This window comes from Teredinibacter haidensis (assembly GCF_014211975.1).
In the GTDB taxonomy this organism is placed as follows: Bacteria; Pseudomonadota; Gammaproteobacteria; order Pseudomonadales; family Cellvibrionaceae; genus Teredinibacter; species Teredinibacter haidensis.
On the sequence record NZ_CP060084.1, the window covers coordinates 3852390 to 3870948 of the forward strand.

General features: G+C 49.1%; 17 protein-coding genes. 5 read left to right on the plus strand and 12 right to left on the minus strand.

The genetic code is table 11. The annotated features are described in order from the left end of the window. Positions 1 to 97: 97 nt before the first annotated feature. Genes H5715_RS15540 through H5715_RS15555 form a run of 4 tightly spaced genes read right to left on the minus strand, consistent with a single transcriptional unit; the run spans position 98 to position 3346 of the window. Entirely contained in the window at positions 98 to 1378 is a 1281-nt protein-coding gene (locus tag H5715_RS15540) for an ATP-binding protein (RefSeq protein WP_075187064.1), read from the minus strand. After that, positions 1371 to 2069 (minus strand): response regulator, encoded by a 699-nt coding sequence (locus H5715_RS15545; RefSeq protein ID WP_075187063.1) that lies wholly within the window; start codon positions 2067 to 2069, stop codon positions 1371 to 1373. Before H5715_RS15545 ends, H5715_RS15540 begins: the two co-directional genes overlap by 8 nt. Next, complete coding sequence (locus H5715_RS15550; RefSeq protein ID WP_075187062.1) at positions 2069 to 2470, minus strand: DUF3019 domain-containing protein; 402 nt, start codon at positions 2468 to 2470, stop codon at positions 2069 to 2071. Before H5715_RS15550 ends, H5715_RS15545 begins: the two co-directional genes overlap by 1 nt. A 6-nt stretch (positions 2471 to 2476) precedes the next feature. Further along, positions 2477 to 3346 (minus strand): MipA/OmpV family protein, encoded by an 870-nt coding sequence (locus H5715_RS15555; RefSeq protein ID WP_075187061.1) that lies wholly within the window; start codon positions 3344 to 3346, stop codon positions 2477 to 2479. A gap of 207 nt (positions 3347 to 3553) precedes the next feature. On the opposite strand from H5715_RS15555, the gene H5715_RS15560 reads away from it, so the two are divergent. Next, on the plus strand, positions 3554 to 5593 hold the full coding sequence (locus tag H5715_RS15560) for a TonB-dependent receptor plug domain-containing protein (RefSeq protein WP_083608162.1): 2040 nt from the start codon (positions 3554 to 3556) through the stop codon (positions 5591 to 5593). A gap of 331 nt (positions 5594 to 5924) precedes the next feature. On the opposite strand, the gene H5715_RS15565 is transcribed toward H5715_RS15560, so the two are convergent. The 7 genes from H5715_RS15565 to H5715_RS15595 are packed head-to-tail and all read right to left on the minus strand — an operon-like array spanning position 5925 to position 13448. Beyond that, on the minus strand, positions 5925 to 6281 hold the full coding sequence (locus H5715_RS15565) for a carboxymuconolactone decarboxylase family protein (RefSeq protein ID WP_075187058.1): 357 nt from the start codon (positions 6279 to 6281) through the stop codon (positions 5925 to 5927). A 34-nt stretch (positions 6282 to 6315) separates the two neighbouring features. Beyond that, positions 6316 to 7911: an ATP-binding cassette domain-containing protein gene (locus H5715_RS15570; protein ID WP_175574311.1), complete on the minus strand. Its 1596-nt coding sequence runs from the start codon at positions 7909 to 7911 to the stop codon at positions 6316 to 6318. Next, positions 7887 to 9566 carry an ABC transporter ATP-binding protein/permease gene (locus tag H5715_RS15575; RefSeq protein ID WP_083608160.1) on the minus strand — a complete coding sequence of 560 codons (1680 nt, stop codon included), beginning with the start codon at positions 9564 to 9566 and terminating at the stop codon, positions 7887 to 7889. Before H5715_RS15575 ends, H5715_RS15570 begins: the two co-directional genes overlap by 25 nt. Positions 9567 to 9572: 6 nt before the next feature. Further along, on the minus strand, positions 9573 to 9680 hold the full coding sequence (gene cydX, locus H5715_RS15580; RefSeq protein WP_075187056.1) for a cytochrome bd-I oxidase subunit CydX: 108 nt from the start codon (positions 9678 to 9680) through the stop codon (positions 9573 to 9575). Between the two features lie 18 nt (positions 9681 to 9698). Beyond that, the gene (gene cydB, locus H5715_RS15585) at positions 9699 to 10838 is read right to left on the minus strand and encodes a cytochrome d ubiquinol oxidase subunit II (protein ID WP_075187055.1); all 1140 of its coding nucleotides are present in this window, start codon (positions 10836 to 10838) and stop codon (positions 9699 to 9701) included. Further along, positions 10835 to 12379, minus strand: a complete 1545-nt coding sequence (locus H5715_RS15590; protein WP_075187054.1) for a cytochrome ubiquinol oxidase subunit I — start codon at positions 12377 to 12379, stop codon at positions 10835 to 10837. The genes cydB and H5715_RS15590 overlap by 4 nt, the downstream gene beginning before the upstream one ends. A gap of 34 nt (positions 12380 to 12413) precedes the next feature. Continuing rightward, on the minus strand, positions 12414 to 13448 hold the full coding sequence (locus H5715_RS15595; RefSeq protein WP_083608159.1) for an SLAC1 anion channel family protein: 1035 nt from the start codon (positions 13446 to 13448) through the stop codon (positions 12414 to 12416). A gap of 358 nt (positions 13449 to 13806) precedes the next feature. Between H5715_RS15595 and H5715_RS15600 the strand changes: the two genes are divergently transcribed. Further along, on the plus strand, positions 13807 to 14340 hold the full coding sequence (locus H5715_RS15600; RefSeq protein WP_083608158.1) for a Tll0287-like domain-containing protein: 534 nt from the start codon (positions 13807 to 13809) through the stop codon (positions 14338 to 14340). 27 nt (positions 14341 to 14367) lie between these two features. Here the strand turns inward: H5715_RS15600 and H5715_RS15605 are convergent, their stop codons facing one another. Next, positions 14368 to 15714: a sigma-54 interaction domain-containing protein gene (locus tag H5715_RS15605; protein ID WP_075187189.1), complete on the minus strand. Its 1347-nt coding sequence runs from the start codon at positions 15712 to 15714 to the stop codon at positions 14368 to 14370. A gap of 188 nt (positions 15715 to 15902) precedes the next feature. Between H5715_RS15605 and H5715_RS15610 the strand changes: the two genes are divergently transcribed. The 3 genes from H5715_RS15610 to H5715_RS15620 all read left to right on the plus strand — a co-directional run bounded on the left by H5715_RS15610 (position 15903) and on the right by H5715_RS15620 (position 18543). Continuing rightward, positions 15903 to 16817, plus strand: coding sequence for an MBL fold metallo-hydrolase (locus tag H5715_RS15610; RefSeq protein WP_083608157.1), 915 nt, complete (start codon positions 15903 to 15905; stop codon positions 16815 to 16817). A 206-nt stretch (positions 16818 to 17023) separates the two neighbouring features. Continuing rightward, positions 17024 to 17437, plus strand: a complete 414-nt coding sequence (locus H5715_RS15615) for a group II truncated hemoglobin (RefSeq protein ID WP_185906553.1) — start codon at positions 17024 to 17026, stop codon at positions 17435 to 17437. Between the two features lie 275 nt (positions 17438 to 17712). Then, a complete protein-coding gene (locus H5715_RS15620; RefSeq protein ID WP_083607938.1) occupies positions 17713 to 18543 on the plus strand; it encodes a sulfotransferase in 831 nt (276 codons plus the stop codon). Positions 18544 to 18559 lie beyond the last annotated feature (16 nt).

An 18559-nucleotide genomic window follows, 5' to 3' on the forward strand; every position in this document is an offset into this window, starting at 1 on the left:
ATTAGTTTTTGAGAATCAAACGTTGAACGGCCTTACCTCCACAGGCTAAACGTCACTTACTCCCTGTAACGTCATACAAAACCTTCGAGACCGTATTTTAAATTTTCGCTGCGAGAAACTTCAGCTGTACTAACGCACCCCCCAGCTTTTCTGAATCGTGAATACTCAACTCGGCTCCATGCCACTCGGCAATACGGGAGACAATGGCCAAACCCATACCATGGCCTTTTTTATTTTGTCCCTTCTCCCCACGCCAAAAAGGCTTTATAACGTGCTCGCGTTCACTCCTCGGAATACCTTCTCCATCATCTTCCAGGCTCAGTAGCAGGTGATCTTTTTCTAGCGTTAGAGACACCAATACTTGCGTCTTGGCGTAACGGGCGGCATTACTGAGTAAATTATTTATCAACAATGCTAAGTAACGCTTATCGGCTAAGATTGAGCTATTTACCGCCCTGCACCGAAAGGTGATCGCTATATTGTCTGTGTCATAATTATTAATCGCGGATTGCGTAAAACTGGCCAGATCAACATCTTCCTCACTCTTGTGAATACGGCTTTCATCTAGCCGCGCATACTGCAGAAGCGTATCGATCAGTGATTCCATTTCCTCCATATCCCGATTAACTCGCTCGGCATATTTGTTCCTTTGATTCTTATCCTCTGTTTCAGCAATGGCATCCAAGCCGAATCTAAGCCGGGCGAGCGGTGTTTTTAGATCGTGTGACACTGCTCGGCTTAGCAATTTATTATCTTCAATTAGAGACTGTATGCGATCAGCCATACGATTGAATTCAAGTTCAATTTCACGAATATAGGAAAAGCGTAGTATTTTTACGCGCTTACTCAGATCGCCTCTACCAAATAAACGAGCGGTATCGCGCAAGGCCATTAGCCGATGTATCAGCGGCCAAATCCAGATCAGGATAATAGTTGTAACACCTGCGTAAAAACTTAATGTAAGTGTTAACTCCAGTTGCCGACTATCTTTTTGATAGTCCGCTACCGGGAGAGCGATAGCAAGCACGTCTACACCACCTTCTAATACATAGTGGGCAACAACGCCTTCGGTAGATTCCAAAATCAGACGTTCTCCCAGAGCAAACGTTTCGTATAATGGCTCTGGCAGGGGAAAATCGTCCAACGGGATCAATTCAAGCTTTAAATCACTACGACTATTCCAACTTTCAATAAATTCCCGTTTATAATTGCTGGCGCTATACACAGCGAAAAGATCGTCGGCAAAACGAAGGTGGGGGTTCGATTCAGGTTGACCCTGATGCTGGGTGGAATGGAGATAAACCTGATTTAAAATCCAACCCAGACCAACAATTGAAGCAATAACCACAACAATAAGAGACAAACTTAACTTACGCATTTCCCCATGCATCCTCTGCAAACAAATAGCCTTTTCCGCGTATCGTTTTTATTTTCCTGGGATTATGAGGGTCATCAAGAAGTTTCTTGCGAAGGCGACATATTCGCACATCAACGGAACGATCAAATCCATCATATTCAATGCCGCGCAACTGGCTGATCAGTTGAGTGCGGCTGATCACCTGGCCTGCATTAGAAGCCAATAGCCACAACACTTCAAATTCGTTCGAGCTCAGCGCAATGGGCTGAGTTTTATAGCTTACGGTTTTTGAGTTTGCATCGAGTCTAAGCGCACCAAACACGCGAGAATAGGAGCCCGGACTACTGTTGTCTGTTCTGCGTAACAGCGCTTTTATTCTTGCTAATAAAATTCGAGGTTTTACCGGCTTATTAATATAGTCGTTGGCGCCCAGCTCTAGGCCTAAAACCTCATCGGCTTCTTCACTGCAGGCGGTCATCATCAAAATGGGATTGGTGTAAAACTGCCGAACTTCCCGACACACTTCAAAACCGTCTTTTTTAGGAAGCATAATATCCAGCAGTACAAGATCGGGGTTATCAGACTCAATCAGCTCAACGGCAATATCACCACGATTAGCCTGGGTAACCTGATAGTCATGATCAGTTAAATAGTCGCATATCCAATCGGCAAGAGAGGCGTCATCTTCAACAACTAATATATTTTCCTGCATTAGAATAGTCTCCAGCCTGTGGATACTTTTTTGCTGCTTTTGTATACCCAGGCCACATCCACCTTAACCTCATCTACCATCTGGTTTGTGGATTCATCCCGAATAAAAAAGCTTTCATCCTGCATCGATTTAAATTCAAAACGGAAGCTCTGTAACCTTTGCCCATCCCAGCAGGCCAGAGGCTCATCGAAGCTTTTCATATAAAGACAATAGCGGCTTGGATTCGCCATTACCCAGGAAAACTTTAACGTTTGGTAGCAATACTGCCCCTGATGCAATGCAATGCAACGCTCGGGCTTGACCTTAAGAGGTTTAACCGTCAAAGGCTCCGCTACAGCGGAAGACGTACTCAATAGCAGTACAATAAAAATTAAAGCGAAACACATTCCCTTTTCTTCCATGCTGCTCTAGCTTCCCCAGCTAAAAACTCTGTTAATGGTCAGCAGCGCATAGGTGCCATCACTATCATCGATCAGCGGACTATGTCTCGCCTCCTTCGGAAGCTGCACCCATCCTGCGTAGGCTCGAAACACCCATTTTTCAGAGAGAGGGCGTACAACGCCTAGCAGCATACTGTAAGACAAGGTGCTGTTGGGTTTATAGGCGGGGTAACGGCTGGTCGCTTCGTTTTCAGTCACACCAAACCACATATGATTCGTTTTCGCCGAATTATACTGCGCGCTGGCAATACCATAAAAATTCCAATTGCGGTATTGCCAGCCACGACCTACCCGCAAGGTGCTGGACACTCCGTTATTGTCCAGCGTATCGGTTAACAAGCGATACTGCACGACATACTTATCCACATAGCGGGTCACCCGAATGCCTGTACCCAAATAGAAGGTATTGCGTTCATAAATCTTTTTATTACGTTCAGCCTCATCATCATCTTCGTTTACCTGATCATCTAATTCCGACTCGTAGAAGCCATTCATACTTCCCGCCAGAAAATCAACCTGCCAAGTGTTTGGTTGCCAAAAGGTATAGCCGAGGTTTAACCCATCTTGCGTGCCTTGCGTCGCCTCTACAAAAAAGCCGTTTTTCCTATATTCGCCAGAGCCATCGATATCAAAAACCGTACCACTGCCTTCCTCCGCCTGTTTCCAGCGCAGGGGGCTGCCCTCGTAGCCGGCAACTAGGCCCAGCTCGAACGACCCTCCATCTTCTGTTTCACGCGCACCGCCATTGCGAACATCGCTAGCGATATCTGCTGCAAAGAGGGGTAACGCTGCACACTGGACAGCAAAGGTAATTAGCCAAAGGCAATAAGGTTTCATGACATACAAATTCTAGTTTGAGTTTCGTTTATGTATTCTAAAGGGCTTTCCGCTAATTCTTGTAACAGAATGTTTCCATTTTCACACCCTTAAGCCCTCCTGCAACACCTTGTAACAATCCCGAACAAACGGATACAGCAACCATCAGCGATCTCCCCAACAATGCCCGTATTCAGCATATCGCTAACTAAAAAAAGGAGGATCATTGTGAAACAAAGACGGTTTAGCCAAGGCGTATTACTCTCTTGCGCTGCACTCAGCCAGAACCTGTTTGCTGGCGAAGACGAGCCCCCCAATGAGAACGCACCGCTCGAAGAGCTGTTAGTTCTGGGCTCAAAACGCCAGGGGGACTATACCCTAATTACCCAGGATACCGAAAAGCTGGTGGATACCGCCGGAGCAATGGGCGACCCACTCTCTGCCATCTTTGCACTCCCTGGTGTTATCTATTCCGATGGTCAGAAGCCCGCGGTGAGGGGCTCAAGCCCCAGCGATAACCAGTTTGAAGTGGATTTTTTACCGGCGAGCTATATCTTCCACGAGTTTGGCGTTTCAATCTTCAGCGAATATATCCTTCACGATTTCCAAATGTATTCTGCGGGCTTCGGCCCCGAATATAACAACGCCACTGGCGCCGTATTCGACGTTAGACTTCGCCAGCCGGAAAACAAACCGCTTTCGGCAATTCTCGACTTATCCATGCTGCGTACTGGCGTTTTCCTAGAAGGCGGCGTAACCGACAGCTCGGCGTTTTACCTCTCCTACCGGCAGAGTATGCTGGACCTTTTTGTCAGTGAAGAGGATATCTCTGACGACGGTATAAACTTTACCAGAGTACCGAAAGACCGTGATTACCAAGCCAAATACAGCTGGGAAATAAATGACAACAACCGCCTGACCTTATCCGCAAACGGTGCCGGCGACGATGCCGAAGCGGAGATCACCGATGAAGTGGATTTTGTTGCCAGCAACCCCGACTTTGCTGGTGATGCCAAAGTGGAGGAGAAATATTCAGGTCAAAGTGTGTTGTGGGAATACGCAAATGACAAAGGCACTGAATTTACCCTCGGTTACGGGCTATTAGATGATGAGTCCAACCTATATTGGGGCGATAGCTACGTAAACGAAATCCGCGCGAAGCAATCAACCTTAAAAGCCCGCTACAGTACCGCGCTAAGTGAAAGCTTCCGCCTTAACCTCGGCAGCCAGGTGGCCAACATCGAACACAACTATTTTTTCGATGCCATGCTATTTGTCTGCACCGAATTCCAGGCAAATTGCGACGAAAACCGAACCGGCGAACGCGTGACGGTTAGAAACGAACAAGAGCGGCAGGAAGTAAGTCACTACCTCAACGGGATCTGGTCTCCATCCGACGCCTGGCAGTTTGATGTAGGCGTGCAGTACCAAACAAATGACTTCACCGAAGAAGAGTTTTACCACCCCCGTATCGCAGCCGCCTGGAATCTAAAACCAGGCACAACGCTAACGGCCAAGGCCGGTCGCTACAACCGGTTTCCCGATCTGGAAACCATTCTGCCTGAAACCGGCAACCCGCTTCTAAAATCCCCCACAGCAAAGCACTACACGCTGGGCATCGAACAGGAGCTTGACGGCGGCTGGAGCGTTTCAGTGGAAGCTTACTATAAAACCCTGGAGAACCTACCCCGCGCCATACCCACCGACGATCTACGCTATGTGAACGAAACGGAAGGTAAAGCTCAAGGGCTTGATCTAATGCTCAATAAAAATCGCAGCGATAAGTGGTGGGGCTGGATAGCTTTAAGTTACGGTAAAAGTGAGCGCACCGATTTAAGCACCGGAGAAACAAAAGATTACAATCTGGATACGCCGTTTATTGCCAACTGGGTAATGAATTACCAATTCCGACCGCGCTTTAATATCGGTTGGCGCTGGTCCATTCGCAGCGGGCAGGCCGACACCCCGATTGTAGGTATACAGGAAAACCCTTGGTTTGAAGACAGCGTATTACCCGTTTACGGCGATCCATTTTCTGAACGCTTACCCTATTACAACCGATTGGATATTCGCTTTCAGTGGGATACCACCGTATTTGGTAAGGACGCAGAATTGATAGTCGATATTCTAAATGCCCTCAACTACGCCAACGTCAGTGAGCGCAACCTCGATTACGAAAAAGTGAAGAGCGTTGATGACAATGTCTATATTGAAGAAACTCAGGATATGGGCATTCAGCCCGCGCTCAGCTTCCGCATGAGATTTTAACAAAAGAAAACCCCACTCGCTAAAGTCGGAGAGTAGCTGATGGTCTAATCCCTCAGGTCTCTCCAACGTTCATTTAAAGGCGATTACCGTCTGTCCCTCTTGTTCCCGCAACGCTTACGCGGGATTTTTTCATAAGCTGCGCGACGCGTTTAGCTTCGTCCTCTATTTAAAAACATTTCATGGTGTGGAGATCCCTCGCGAAGCATTTTACCGCCGCACACGGGGCACTTTTCAGCTTGGCAGCGTACACCCGACTTATGCGAAATTTTGGTGTTACACTTCGGGCAAATACAGTTCCCTCCCTCACCCAGTTGATTGGAACACTCCTTTTTCATTTAGCTTCGCTTTCAGCCTCCAATTGATCAAAAGCGCGCAACGCATCAGCCGCATGCATTAAGGCAGGGCCACCGCCCATATAAACATTCATACCCAGTACTTCGCCCACTTCTTCACGCGTAGCACCGAGATCTTTCAAATTTTTGACATGGAACGCAATACAGCCCTCACACTGTTTACTTACACCAATCGCCAGCGCGATAAATTCCTTCACCTTCTCACTTAAAGCACCGTCTTTTAATGCCGCCTTGGACATGGAAAAAAAAGCGCCCATCGTATCGGGCTCCATCTTCGCCAGCTCACGGCTATAGCCTCGAATATCACTGCGAACTTTCTCATAATCGGTAGTCATAATTTACGTCTCTTTTGTTTACGTCCAAAAATTGTTAATTTTTCCTGTGTGGTTCACTGTGTAGGTCAATCGTCTTGTCGCAACTAAACCCTGAGGGTTGCTGATGCGAAGCGATGCAGATAATTTTGTTTGCCGCTGCTTGAAAAATACTCTGTGAAATCGCCTTTTTTGTTTGCTTATCCAAGCCTTCAAACGGCTCATCAAGCAACCACATATCAGCTTTCGAAAGATAGGCGCGAGCAATTGCCAGCCGTTTTCGTTCTCCCCCCGATAACAGCCGCCCCTGTTCTCCCAACCACTCGTCTAATTTGGGTTTTAAATACGAAAGGCAGGCAAAATCCAGTGCTTGTAGCAACTCGTCTTCACCCGCGTCGGGATCGGCTACGCGCAAATTGTGCGCCAGGCTTGCCGCCAACACACTGGGTTGCTGTTCGCTGTAAAATATTTTCCCCTGCGCTTCATCAATAGTGATCGAGTTACCCTCACCTCCGTAGAACGCCAAGTCACCGAGCGCCGGGATCTGGCCGCAGAGTGCCAATAGGAGAGAACTTTTACCATTGCCGGAATCGCCATTAATATGAATAATTTGCCCCGTGGAAAATTGAACACTAAGCGCAAGTCCATGTATCTTTTCGCGCTGCCATGCGAAATCGCTGAGCCTCGCCCTCGCGATGGCCGGCAAGCGCTTATTGTCGCTCTCCGTTTTTGGTTCCAGCGCTTGCGCGTCGAACCGATATTGTTGCAGATCTTTTTTTGCGAGCAGCGCATCTGCAGCCGGTTTGCTTGTACGCAAAACCGGCCCCAACCACTCCGGCGCGGCGAGCAAGACCAAAGGCAATAAAACGAACAGGGGTGACCCTAATAGTTCATTCGGAGCAGCCACTAACACCAGCAGCAGTACGCTCAAACACGTGGCCAACAAAAGCCATTCACCAGCCATCTCAAGCCGTTTTATTCTCAGGCCCTCGCGGCTCCAAGCTGCCTGTTGTTTTTTTAAGTGGCGAAAAGGATTAGACAAGCTCCACAGGGGAGATGCCTCCAGCGTATAAGCCAATACAGCGCGGTACTGTGCCGTCAGCGCGCGATAATGTAGCAGCTCGCGCAACAACAAATAGAACAGTAATAAGCAGAGAAGAACAAATGCAATACCGGTCAAGATCATGTATTGCGCTTGGGCAGCAACCCAAAATACAAGCCCAGTACAAATCAGTGAAAACACGACAACACCCGAGACCACGGGATTAAAAACAGCCAACTGACTATTGGCCAGTGCATTCGTACCGTTTTCGATACGCTCCATTTCCATCGCACGCGGATTGCCGGTACCGCTATGCATCACGACCCGAAAAACTTTTTCCCGCAAGCGGTTTAAATCACTTAACAGCTGATCGTGTCCAAAATATTTTTCGCCATAACCGGCCAATATGCGCAAAAAGGCCAATAAGCGTATTGCCGCCGATGGCAGTAGGTAATTAAAGGTCAGCGCTGTACCGCCTACAGCGGCCAACGCCGTTGCAGAAATAAACCAACCGGAGAGCAGCAAAAGCGCGATTGCACAAAGCGCGCTGAGCGCAGACAGCAAAGTAGCGACGCTTAACATTCCTCTCAAGCGCACAGCTGACCTCCGCATTCGGTTTCCACCAGCGTATTGTCTTCCGCAATCCACCATCGTCTATTAAAAAACGGGCTTTCAGCTAAGTCGTGGGAAACCCAGACAATCGTTTTGTCGACAAATACTGTTTCCAGGATTGAATGTATATGGTTCGCCTGCGCATCACTCAGATGTGCGCCCGGCTCGTCCAGAAATACAATAGGCTTATCGAACAACAGCAGGCGCGCAATGGCTAGGCGTTGTTTTTGTCCGCCGGAAAGCGGAGGGTAGTCACCCATCAGCGTATCCAAACCGTTCTCCTGCTGTGCCAGCCAGGAATTTAACGCAACCGTTTCCAGCGCCTTTAAAATACGCCGCTCGGAAAAAACTTTGCCGAGACAGAGATTCTCGCGAATGCTCCCCGGCAGTACGATAGGTTTTTGTGGCAACCAGCCAATATTCCGTCGGTCGAGTAAACGCAGTTCACTGTTCGCCTTTACCTGCCGCAAACCAATCAGACCTTCCAGAAAAATAGATTTACCGGCCCCGGAAGGCCCCTGTAAAAGCACTCGATCTCCCGGCTCCAGCCGTATGCTTTCTGCCCGAACCAGACTCTTTCCACTATTGGCCAACACCTCAAAGCCGCTTAAATTCAAACCACCATCTTCAGCAATTTGGAAACGCGGGCTCGGCGTTTCTATCACGGGTTTTAAACCATGGGCAGCGCCAACCGCTTCCGCACGCAGGTGGTAAAATCGACCCAGTGTTTTTAGCTCGCTGAAAAATAGCGGCGCCAGTAGCAATACAAACAGCCCATCATGTAAGGCAATACCCGTTTGCCAGTTGCCAAAACCAATAAGCCCAAGCAGGCTAAAGCCAACAAATACGGCAACCAGCGCCAGTGCCAGCGTGGAGAAAAAATCCAACACGCTAGACGATAGAAAAGCAACACGCACAACTTTAAGTGTGCGCGCTTTAAGATCGCCCGAGGCCTCGGTAAAGAGCCTTTCTTCCGCACCAACACGCCGATGCAGCTGCAGTAATTGTCGCGCTCGCAGGCGATCCAAAAACAAAGAGCTTAATCGCTCCAGCGCGTGGAAGTGCTGACGGTGTACCACCGCGGCCCCACTGCCCACGATCCACATAAACAGAGGAACAAGCGGAGCCGAGATTACCAGCAACAGCGTTACCAACCAGCTGATCGGGAAGCAAACGAGCAATACAACAAGAGGAATACCCACAGACAGCCGTCGCTGCGGAAGATAATCGCAAAAGTACTGCTGAACAGCCGGTAGCCGTTTAAGGAAAAACGATTGCCAACTTGCAACAGAGTAATCGCGAATCAACGCGAGGCTCTGGTTTTCCAATGCTTGATTGAGGCGCTGATGAAAATGCTCCAATACCTTTCGCGACAAGCGCAATTGCTGCCGGTAGCGCAGGGCGACCACCAACAACTGCACGCTAAAAACCACCGCCAGGATCCCGATCTCCTGTAGCGTTGGCTGCACTTTTAAGGTGATAAAACAGCTGACTATTCCCGCCAATAAGTAAAAGCCCAGCAGTTGCACCATAAACTGTACCGCGGCAAGAAAAGTAAGGCCGTTAAGTTCAGCAGAAAAGTGCTGCGACTGTTTCTCGAGCCAGACAAGCAGCGCTTTATCCGTTGCCTCGCCGCCAGGTTTTATTCCGTTCACGCAGATCTATTCCGCATCCCTGTCCATATCCTCGGTCGATTCCAGCCACATCGCATTGATAATCCCGAATGAGCAGGCCAGTAATACGCCGAGAATCCAAGTGAAATACCACATTATTCTATCCTCCAAAAATTAATACAGGGAATGGCTTTGCTCGATGATCTGGCTCTCTCTGACACGCCCGCGCATGGTGTAAAAGCTCCAGGCCGTGTAGGTCAGTACAATGGGTACGAACACCATGGCAACCCAGAACATAATGCTGAGGGTTAAATAGCTGGAGGTTGAATCCCAGATCGTGAGCGACGCGTTTATCAGGGTGCTGCTGGGCATAAGGAAGGGGAACATGGAAAAGCCCGCAGTAAGAATAATGCCGCCAAGGCTAAGCGCGCTGGCGACAAAGGCCCAGCCAGCCAGGCGCTTAAGCGACAGCAACGCCACAAATAAAGGCGAAACAACGCCCAGTGCCGGGGCCACCATCATCCAGGGATACTGACCGTAATTATGCAACCAGCCACCCGCGACTGTTTCCACGGTTTTCGTCAACGGGTTAGAGGGCGCGGCACCATCCACCAGTGAGGTAATGGTGTAGCCGTCCAGGCCAAAGCCCACCCAAAGGCCTGCAAGTGCAAACAGGGCGCTGGTCGCCAGCGCGAAAATCATGGCCACCTTTTCTGCCCGGCTGCGTAGTTGCGCGTCTGTTTTCATCTGCAGCCAAGTTGCGCCGTGCATCATTAACATTGCAACACTAACCGCACCGGATAGCAGGGCAAAAGGCGTCAGTAGACCGAAGAAGGATCCGGTATAGGTGGCCTTTAAGTGGTTGTCCATTTCAAAAGGCACCCCCAACAGCAAGTTGCCAAAGGCCACGCCAAAGATCAGTGCAGGTACTAAACCACCGACAAACAACAGCCAATCCCAGGTCTGTCGCCATTTCGCATTATCGATTTTGCTGCGGTAGTCAAAGCCCAGAGGGCGCATCCACAACGCCGCCAAAGTCAGCATTAACGCCAAATAAAACCCAGAAAAGGCGGTGGCATAAATAAGTGGCCACGCGGCAAAAATGGCGCCGCCTGCGGTAATAAACCACACCTGATTACCATCCCAGTGGGGGCCAATGGTGTTGATCAATACTCTGCGTTCGTTATCTGTTTTTCCCACCAGCGTTAACAGCGCGCCAACACCGAGATCAAAGCCATCGGTAATAGCAAAGCCGATCAACAGCACGCCCACCAGCAACCACCAGATAACACGAAGGGTTTCGTAATCCATCATAACTGTGCTCCTTGATCGCTAATAGATTCCACCGCTGGCCCCTTGCGGGCAAATTTCAGCATCAAATAAAACGCGACAATAAACATCGCGGTATAAAACACGACAATGGTCAGCAGCGAAGTCACAACATCGCTGACCGACAAATTGGATACGGCCGTATGCACCGGCAGAATTTCAGCAATGGCCCAAGGTTGGCGACCGTATTCCGCCACGAACCAGCCCGCTTCGCTGGCGATCCACGGCAGAGGAAGGCTATACAGCGCTAGGTTAAGCAACCATTTCGGCTTGGTGATGGAGTGCCGGGCGCTGTACCAAAAGGCCAAGGCAAAAACCAGCAGCATAAAAAAACCGCAGGCAACCATTATGCGAAACGCCCAAAACATGGGAGCCACCTTGGGCAGACTGTAGTCCACGGCCTGCTCAATCGCCGCATCGCTCGGCTGCGTCATATCCTCTGCAAACGGCTCCAGTAAAAGACCATAGCCGAGGTCGTTCTTTGCGTGTTCGAACTGCTTTTCTTCCGCCTCGCTTAAACCACTACTTTTCAATTTTTCCAACAGACGATTGGCTTCTGCACCGCGCACAATTCGCTCACGGTTCATCGCTTTTAAGTCGGCGAGCCCCAGTACCGGTTCATCGAACGACCGTGTAGCAATCAACCCCATTAAATAGGGGATTTTTATCGCGTAGTCTGTGTGCTGGGTTTCTTCGTTGGGAAAGCCGATTAAGGTAAAGGCTGCCGGTGGTTCGTGGGTACGCCATTCCGCCTCGATCGAAGCGAGCTTTACCTTTTGAACATCACCCAATTCGTAGCCACTTTCGTCTCCCAGCACAATTACCGAGAGAGCCGAAGCGAAGCCAAAGCTTGCTGCAATTGCAAACGATCGCCGCGCGAATGCAATATGCTGATTGCGCAGTAAGTAGTAGGATGAAATGGCCAACACAAACATCGCGCCGGTCAAATACCCTGCCGATACCGTGTGTACAAACTTAACCTGCGCCACGGGATTAAAAATAAGTTCCGCAAAGCTGCTCATTTCCATCCGCATGGTTTCGGGATTAAACTCGGCGCCCACGGGATTTTGCATCCAGCCGTTGGCAATTAGTATCCACAACGCCGAAAAGTTACTCGCGAGAGCTACGCACCAGGTAACCATTAAATGCTTCACTTTTGACAGGCGATCCCAGCCAAAGAAAAACAGACCAATAAAAGTCGATTCCAGAAAAAAGGCCATTAGCCCTTCAATCGCCAGCGGGGCACCAAAAATATCGCCGACATAGTGAGAGTAATACGACCAGTTCATACCGAACTGAAACTCCATGGTAATGCCGGTCGCAATTCCAATCGCGAAATTAATGCCGAACAACTTGCCCCAAAATTTGGTCATCTCCCGATAAATCGGTTTGCCGGTCATCACATACACCGACTCCATAATCGCCAGCATAAACGTCATACCAAGCGTTAACGGCACAAAAATAAAGTGATACATCGCTGTTATCGCAAATTGCCAGCGCGATAATTCAACCAGGGTTTCGTTCATAAACCAGTGCTCCGCTTAGCGTTAATCATTGGGTTTAAGGTTGTGAAGCTGTATTGATAGGGGCTTCCGGTACGCATATTTTATTGCATCGATAGGCTCTAAGCGTGTTAAGCGTCAGCCAGGCAATAATGCCCGTTGTGACCCCCAGTAAAAGAATGGCGATCCACCAGCAAAAAAGTATTCCGCTTAACTGCGCAAACTGAAAAAAAGCGATGGTCAAAGCCGCAAGCGGAAACGAATAGGCCCAGCTCGACAGCGAAAACGGCAAGCGGGCAAAACGAAAAGTTTGAACCGCCAATGCAAGAGCAATACAAACAGCGATGCTAAAAAGGCCCTTGGCGTAAATATCCAAAACGCCTGTGAGCGCGGTATAGGCCACAAAACCTATTGACGGCGGTGCCAGAAAAATCACAAGCGTAGGTACCAGGGGCGGGGGCAGCGGGGCGAAGTACAGTAGCCGAAACACCAGCATCACCGTGAGCAGAGCCCAGGAAATCAGACCGATAAAAAAGAACAGCCAGCTGACATCCGTATACCCCAAGAAGCTACCCGTAATGGGCGCAATAATGTTCCCTACCACTGGAATAAACCAAACGGGGTTACTGCTGGCCAAGGTAAAGACCGAGCGCGATAGCCATTGCACCACCACATAAAGCGTTAAACTCAATTGCATCACCGCGCCACCCAGCCACAAGGCAAGAGCCACCGACGTATTTTTCTGCCAGAAAACCGAAAGCAATAGCAGGGAAATGGAAACAGCGGGGAAAAAGTGCAGCAACACAGGGTGCTGGAACTCTGCGGCTGCCCTCTGGCGGTGAAGAACCCATTTGTACAAATAGCTGCCCAGCAAAAAAAGAAAAACCAAACTATTCAGCGAGCCTAACAACAAGCCTAGCGGAGCGGCAGCACGAGTCACCACCGCCAGTTTTTCCCAGGCGATGGACAAACCCCCAAGGCCCATGGTGATGGTAAAGAGGTTGATAGGAAAAAAGCCCAGGCGCTGCCGAAACATCATGGCAGATGGACATGCGGGTGTTGATAAAGCAGGGGATTGCTGTGGTTCTGTCATAGTCGATAAAACAAAGAGTGAATGGAAGAATCAGCCAAAGGCGACAGTGAGCATTTAATTAGATAATGCTTATATATTGAATGGAGCAATTTACAGGCCAGACACTCAAGTCGTATTTAGGGCGGCTAAACACGCGTTTACGCGCTAAAAAATTGTCTCTTCCTTAACCCAGCTGACAATTTTGACAACCAAGACTGCCAATTTCGGCAATTATTCCCACCACTAGGTGCTCTTCGCGCCCAAGCCGCCCGTATCAACCCGGCGGGTAAGTGCCACACCCGGGCGCCGGCGCTCTTTGGCACAATCTCTGCTGCACCACTAATGGCCAATATCGTCCAAAACGCACCGGGAGAAGCCCATGAGATACCCCTTATTGATGCTGACCATCGCGCTCACCGCCCTGCCATCGACCGCTGAAAAACTGGATTCCAAACGGCTGGAACAGTCCCGGGCAATCGTCGAAGAGTTTCATAAAACGCTGGGGGGAAAGTTAAAAGCGGCGATAAGCGAGGGTGGGTTCGTGAAGGCCATAGATGTCTGCAGTGAACAGGCTCCGGCGCTTGCCAGTGCCATTGGCAAGCGGCACGAGGTTTTAGTCAAACGTATATCCGATAAAGCACGCAACCCTTTAGCCGCTGCAGACAAAGAAGAAAGTAACATCCTGCGGCAACTGGCCAACATTCACGCCAGCGAGAAACCTACCCCTCTGGAGATCACCACCGACACCCGCTATTACAAAGGTATCGCCATTCAACCACTGTGCCTGGCTTGCCACGGCAATGCACTGGAGGAGGATGTTAAGGCGGCGCTGAGCAAACATTACCCTAGCGACAAGGCGGTGGGTTACAGCGCAGGCGATTTACGCGGCGCGTTTGTGGTGGAGTGGCCCTAAGCAACCGTCTTACAAGCGATAAAGCGACTAAAGACTCTGCCAGTCTTTCACGTCCTTCATTTTGCGGTATAGCGAGCGTTCACTAATACCGAGCGTTTGCGCCATTTTTTTGATATCCCCGTGAAACGCCTGGCGCATATGCACAAGGTATTGATACTCCTGCGTTTTCAGATCCGTCCACCCATCGCCTGCGCTCGCGACCTGAGGCAGCGCAGGCGTCACCGGGGCTTCCAGGCACTCCAGAATCAGTTCACGGCTGATAATATTGGTTTCTGCCAACACCACCGCGCGATTCAGTATATTGCGCAACTCGCGAATATTGCCGGGCATCGGCTGCTCCTGCAGCAACTGGATCGAAGAGTCTGTCAGGTAAAACGCCTGCTCTGGCTCCAACTGTACCAGCAGCGCTTTGGCGATCTGTGGCACGTCCTCCAGGCGCTCGCGCAGGGGCGGCAACGCTATGGGAAACACATTAATACGGTGATACAAATCCAGGCGAAAACGCTCCTGCGCAATCAACTGATGAATATTTTTATGGGTCGCACAGATCAGCCGAAAATCGCTGCTTTTCACCTCGGTACTGCCCAGTGAACGAAACGTACGGTTTTCCAACAAGCGAAGCAGCTTTACCTGCATACTAATAGGCACATCGGCAATTTCATCCAAAAACAACGTACCGCCGTGGGCAAGCTCTACCAGGCCTTTCTTATTACTGTTGGCGCCCGTAAAAGCGCCCTTGGTGTAACCGAAGAGTTCACTTTCAAACAGCGTATCGGTAAGCCCGGAACACTCCAAAGTAATTAACGGTTTATCCTTGCGCAGGCTGGACTGATGAATCGCTTTAGCCGCCAGCTCCTTACCCGTTCCCGTTTCGCCCAGCAGCAGTACCGCCGCAGACGACTTACCCACCTTAGCAATACGATCCAACATACGCACAAAGGCCGGGCTGCTACCCACCATCGACTGGCTCGCCCGCGCTCCGCTGGCCAAAGGAATGGGCTTCAACAGCTCGACAAAATAAACGACCGCCCCGGATTTATCCTCGATGGGCAGCATTTCAATTTCCACATGCTCATGCCCATTGTGGGTTTGGTGAATATGTAAAACCCGTTCTTTTTTCTGCGTTTCGCGCACCTTACTCAGAGGGCAATCCTCACCGGCCTGATCGCAAGGCTGCGTATAGCCGTGAGAAACCTCGTAACAACGGTGACCGCGCTCCCGCAGATCAATCTCACCGAAGGTCGTGAGGTAAAGCTGATTAAACGCGAGAATCTCATAATCGCCATTTAATAAAATGGCTGGATACTCAAAACCCTCCAGCATGCGCGCAAGCTCGATATGGCCGTCGTCTTTTGCAGTCGCTATTCGATTCATAATGAAAATGTTTGACAGAATTGGCAAAGAATGGGACAAAAATGGCAGTTAATGGTTTCCGTGTCAAGCGGGGGAAACCACTGCACCGCTTACAACAGCGGCATCTTGCGCGATTGGCACAGCTTCTGCGTTGAGGTAAAACGACATTTATTTTTTGAGCAGACAACCGGTTGCCGATAACACATTCAATGAGCCCTACACAGCACCCCTATCCCGACCAGCAGGCCGCAGCAAAAGACTGTGCCAGCCACCAACCCTATATTGCCCCGTTTTATTGTCTCGAATCGCAAAGCTTTTCTTACATAGTGTGCGACCCCTGCACGAAAGAATGCGCGCTTATCGACAGCGTAGCCAACTTCGATTTTTCCCGGGGTAAACTCAGCTATCAATTTGTGGAGACCATTATTCGCTTTATTGAAGCGAAAGAACTAAAGCTCAAATGGATACTCGAAACACAAATTCACACCGCACATATCAGTGCATCGTCCTACGTAAAAGCTCGGCTCGGCGGAAAAATCGGCATTAGCGCCGCCGTACAAAGCCTTATCGACTGGCTCGCCGACTACTCGGAAATCCATAAGCGCGTATCCACACCCGGCGATTATTTCGACCACCTGTTTAACGATGCAGAACACTACCAGCTCGGAGAACTTCAATGCCGGGCGATTGCAACCCCAGGACACAGTCCGGCGTGCATGGCCCACCTGATCGAAGACTGTTTATTTGTTGGGCCAACGCTACTCATGCCGGATATTGGCGTAGCGCGAACAAACCTGCCCAATGGCAATAGCGAGGCTCTCTATCACTCCATCAAAAAAATTCTCTCACTACCGGAAAATACCCGTTTGTTTGTCGGCCACGACTACAACCGTCAAGCGCGAGAACTGGAGTTCGAAACAACCATAGCCTTGCAACAACAAAACAATATCGAGCTCTTTAGCCCCTTCGAGGCAACAGAATTTGTCTATCGCAAACAGCAAAAAGAACCCGAAATAAAAACACCGAAGTTAATGTGGCATGCACTGCAATTAAACCTGCGCGCAGGGCAGCGACCAGATACACACGATGCAGACATTACCTACCTGCAAGTGCCGTTGAGGTAGAAAAAGGGAACTGCTCAATAACATCCCTTCGGGCCTATCATAGCCTGGCCAGAGCAGATAGAACCGCTGCCACAACAATAAACACCAAGCCATTGTCCTTGCCATAATTCGTCTTTAAGGTGTGCATAAATATTTTATTATTAAATAATTTAACCCTGTAACGGCGTCAATCGGCCGTTATGCATTGTACAAACATAGGACCTGACATGAGCTCTAACACAGTAGAATATGGCATAGGACAAACCTCATATAGAGCAGCGGGCGAGCTACCCGGCCTCACCAGGCTTGTCGATTCGTTCTATAGTTTTATGGAAACCCTTCCAGAAGCTAAAATCATTCTCAGTATGCACCCGAGTGATCTTACAGCCTCAAGAAAAAAGCTTACGTACTTTTTATCGGGCTGGTTGGGCGGGCCAAAATTATACTCCGAACATTTCGGTAGTATCATAATTCCCTCGGCCCACAGGCATCTGCCTATTGGAACCGCGGAAAGGGATGCCTGGATTTTATGCATGCAAAAGGCCGCAGAACAACAACCCTACAAAGAATCTTTTAAAGTCTATTTAATCGAGCAACTAAAGGTTCCAGCAGAAAGAATACGCGCCGTGTGTAGCGCCTGACAGAGCCAAGCGCGATATACCGGTTTGTATTTTGCGCCAACAATATCAAGCTCCATAGAACCCAATCTTGCAGAAACAATTTGTTGGTCTAGCGCCAACAATATCCCCATATAAAGCATGGCCATGTAGGGCTCCATTTTCTTAAAACCCCGGTCTTCGCTTAGGCGTGAATGATAAGCTGCAGCGACAAACCGCTGCTATTCCCTTTTCAGCTTACGCTCGATGTAAATTCTACTATCCTAAAGTGCAACGCTAATTTCTAAAGGATCGTTCTTTTGCAAAAGAATCATTTTATTTCGGGCCTTCCTCGCTCCGGGTCAACTTTGCTTGCGGGTTTACTCCGCCAAAACCCTTCTTTTTATGCGGGCATGAGCAGCCCTGTCAGTTCACTTATGAATGGCTGTTTAGAACAAATGGGGGCAGGTAGCGAGTTTTATTCTTTTTTTAATACCGAAAAACGCAAAACGATTTGTAGTGCAGTATTTAACGCCTACTACCAAGAGCAAATTGCCAATAACAAAACAGTCATATTCGATACTAGCCGAGTATGGACCGCGCGATTGCATCAATTAATTGAATTGTTTGACAATTTTAAAGTTATTTGTTGTGTAAGAAATCCTGCATGGATATTAGACAGTTTTGAAGCTATTTATCGTAAAAACCCTTTTGATTACAGCCGAATGTATTCCCCTCAAACACGTCAAACAGTGTATTCACGCTGTGATTCCTTAGCAAACCATCTTGGAACTTTTGGCAGTGCATGGACTTCTTTGAAAGAAGCTTATTACGGTGAGTACTCGGATCGCTTACTGCTGATTGATTACGATTTATTAACCCAATTTCCGGGACGAACTATGGAGCTTTTGTACCAGTTCATAGAGGAGCCAGCCTTCGATCACGATTTCAACAATGTTTCTTACGAAGTTGGTGAGTTTGATGAACGCATTGGTGCAAAAGGTTTACATACGGTAAGGAAAGAAGTTTCGTTTAAAGCTCGGCGCAGCATATTACCGCCAGAGCTTTTTCAAAAATATAGTGAAATGGCTTTTTGGCAAGACACTGCAGGCACCTCTGCTAGCTGCATCTCAGCAAAGAGCGAAGACTAATTTAATACGTATATCT

Excerpts from the sequence above, each read along its gene's own strand:
- H5715_RS15590 (WP_075187054.1), bottom strand. The coding sequence starts at position 12,379 with ATGAACGAAACCCTGGTTGAATTATCGCGCTGGCAATTTGCGATAACA.
- cydX (WP_075187056.1), bottom strand. The coding sequence starts at position 9,680 with ATGTGGTATTTCACTTGGATTCTCGGCGTATTACTGGCCTGCTCATTC.
- H5715_RS15540 (WP_075187064.1), bottom strand. The coding sequence starts at position 1,378 with ATGCGTAAGTTAAGTTTGTCTCTTATTGTTGTGGTTATTGCTTCAATT.
- cydB (WP_075187055.1), bottom strand. The coding sequence starts at position 10,838 with ATGATGGATTACGAAACCCTTCGTGTTATCTGGTGGTTGCTGGTGGGC.
- H5715_RS15545 (WP_075187063.1), bottom strand. The coding sequence starts at position 2,069 with ATGCAGGAAAATATATTAGTTGTTGAAGATGACGCCTCTCTTGCCGAT.
- H5715_RS15610 (WP_083608157.1), top strand. The coding sequence starts at position 15,903 with ATGAGCCCTACACAGCACCCCTATCCCGACCAGCAGGCCGCAGCAAAA.
- H5715_RS15550 (WP_075187062.1), bottom strand. The coding sequence starts at position 2,470 with ATGGAAGAAAAGGGAATGTGTTTCGCTTTAATTTTTATTGTACTGCTA.
- H5715_RS15565 (WP_075187058.1), bottom strand. The coding sequence starts at position 6,281 with ATGACTACCGATTATGAGAAAGTTCGCAGTGATATTCGAGGCTATAGC.
- H5715_RS15570 (WP_175574311.1), bottom strand. The coding sequence starts at position 7,911 with ATGCGGAGGTCAGCTGTGCGCTTGAGAGGAATGTTAAGCGTCGCTACT.
- H5715_RS15595 (WP_083608159.1), bottom strand. The coding sequence starts at position 13,448 with ATGACAGAACCACAGCAATCCCCTGCTTTATCAACACCCGCATGTCCA.
- H5715_RS15615 (WP_185906553.1), top strand. The coding sequence starts at position 17,024 with ATGAGCTCTAACACAGTAGAATATGGCATAGGACAAACCTCATATAGA.
- H5715_RS15605 (WP_075187189.1), bottom strand. The coding sequence starts at position 15,714 with ATGAATCGAATAGCGACTGCAAAAGACGACGGCCATATCGAGCTTGCG.
- H5715_RS15600 (WP_083608158.1), top strand. The coding sequence starts at position 13,807 with ATGAGATACCCCTTATTGATGCTGACCATCGCGCTCACCGCCCTGCCA.
- H5715_RS15555 (WP_075187061.1), bottom strand. The coding sequence starts at position 3,346 with ATGAAACCTTATTGCCTTTGGCTAATTACCTTTGCTGTCCAGTGTGCA.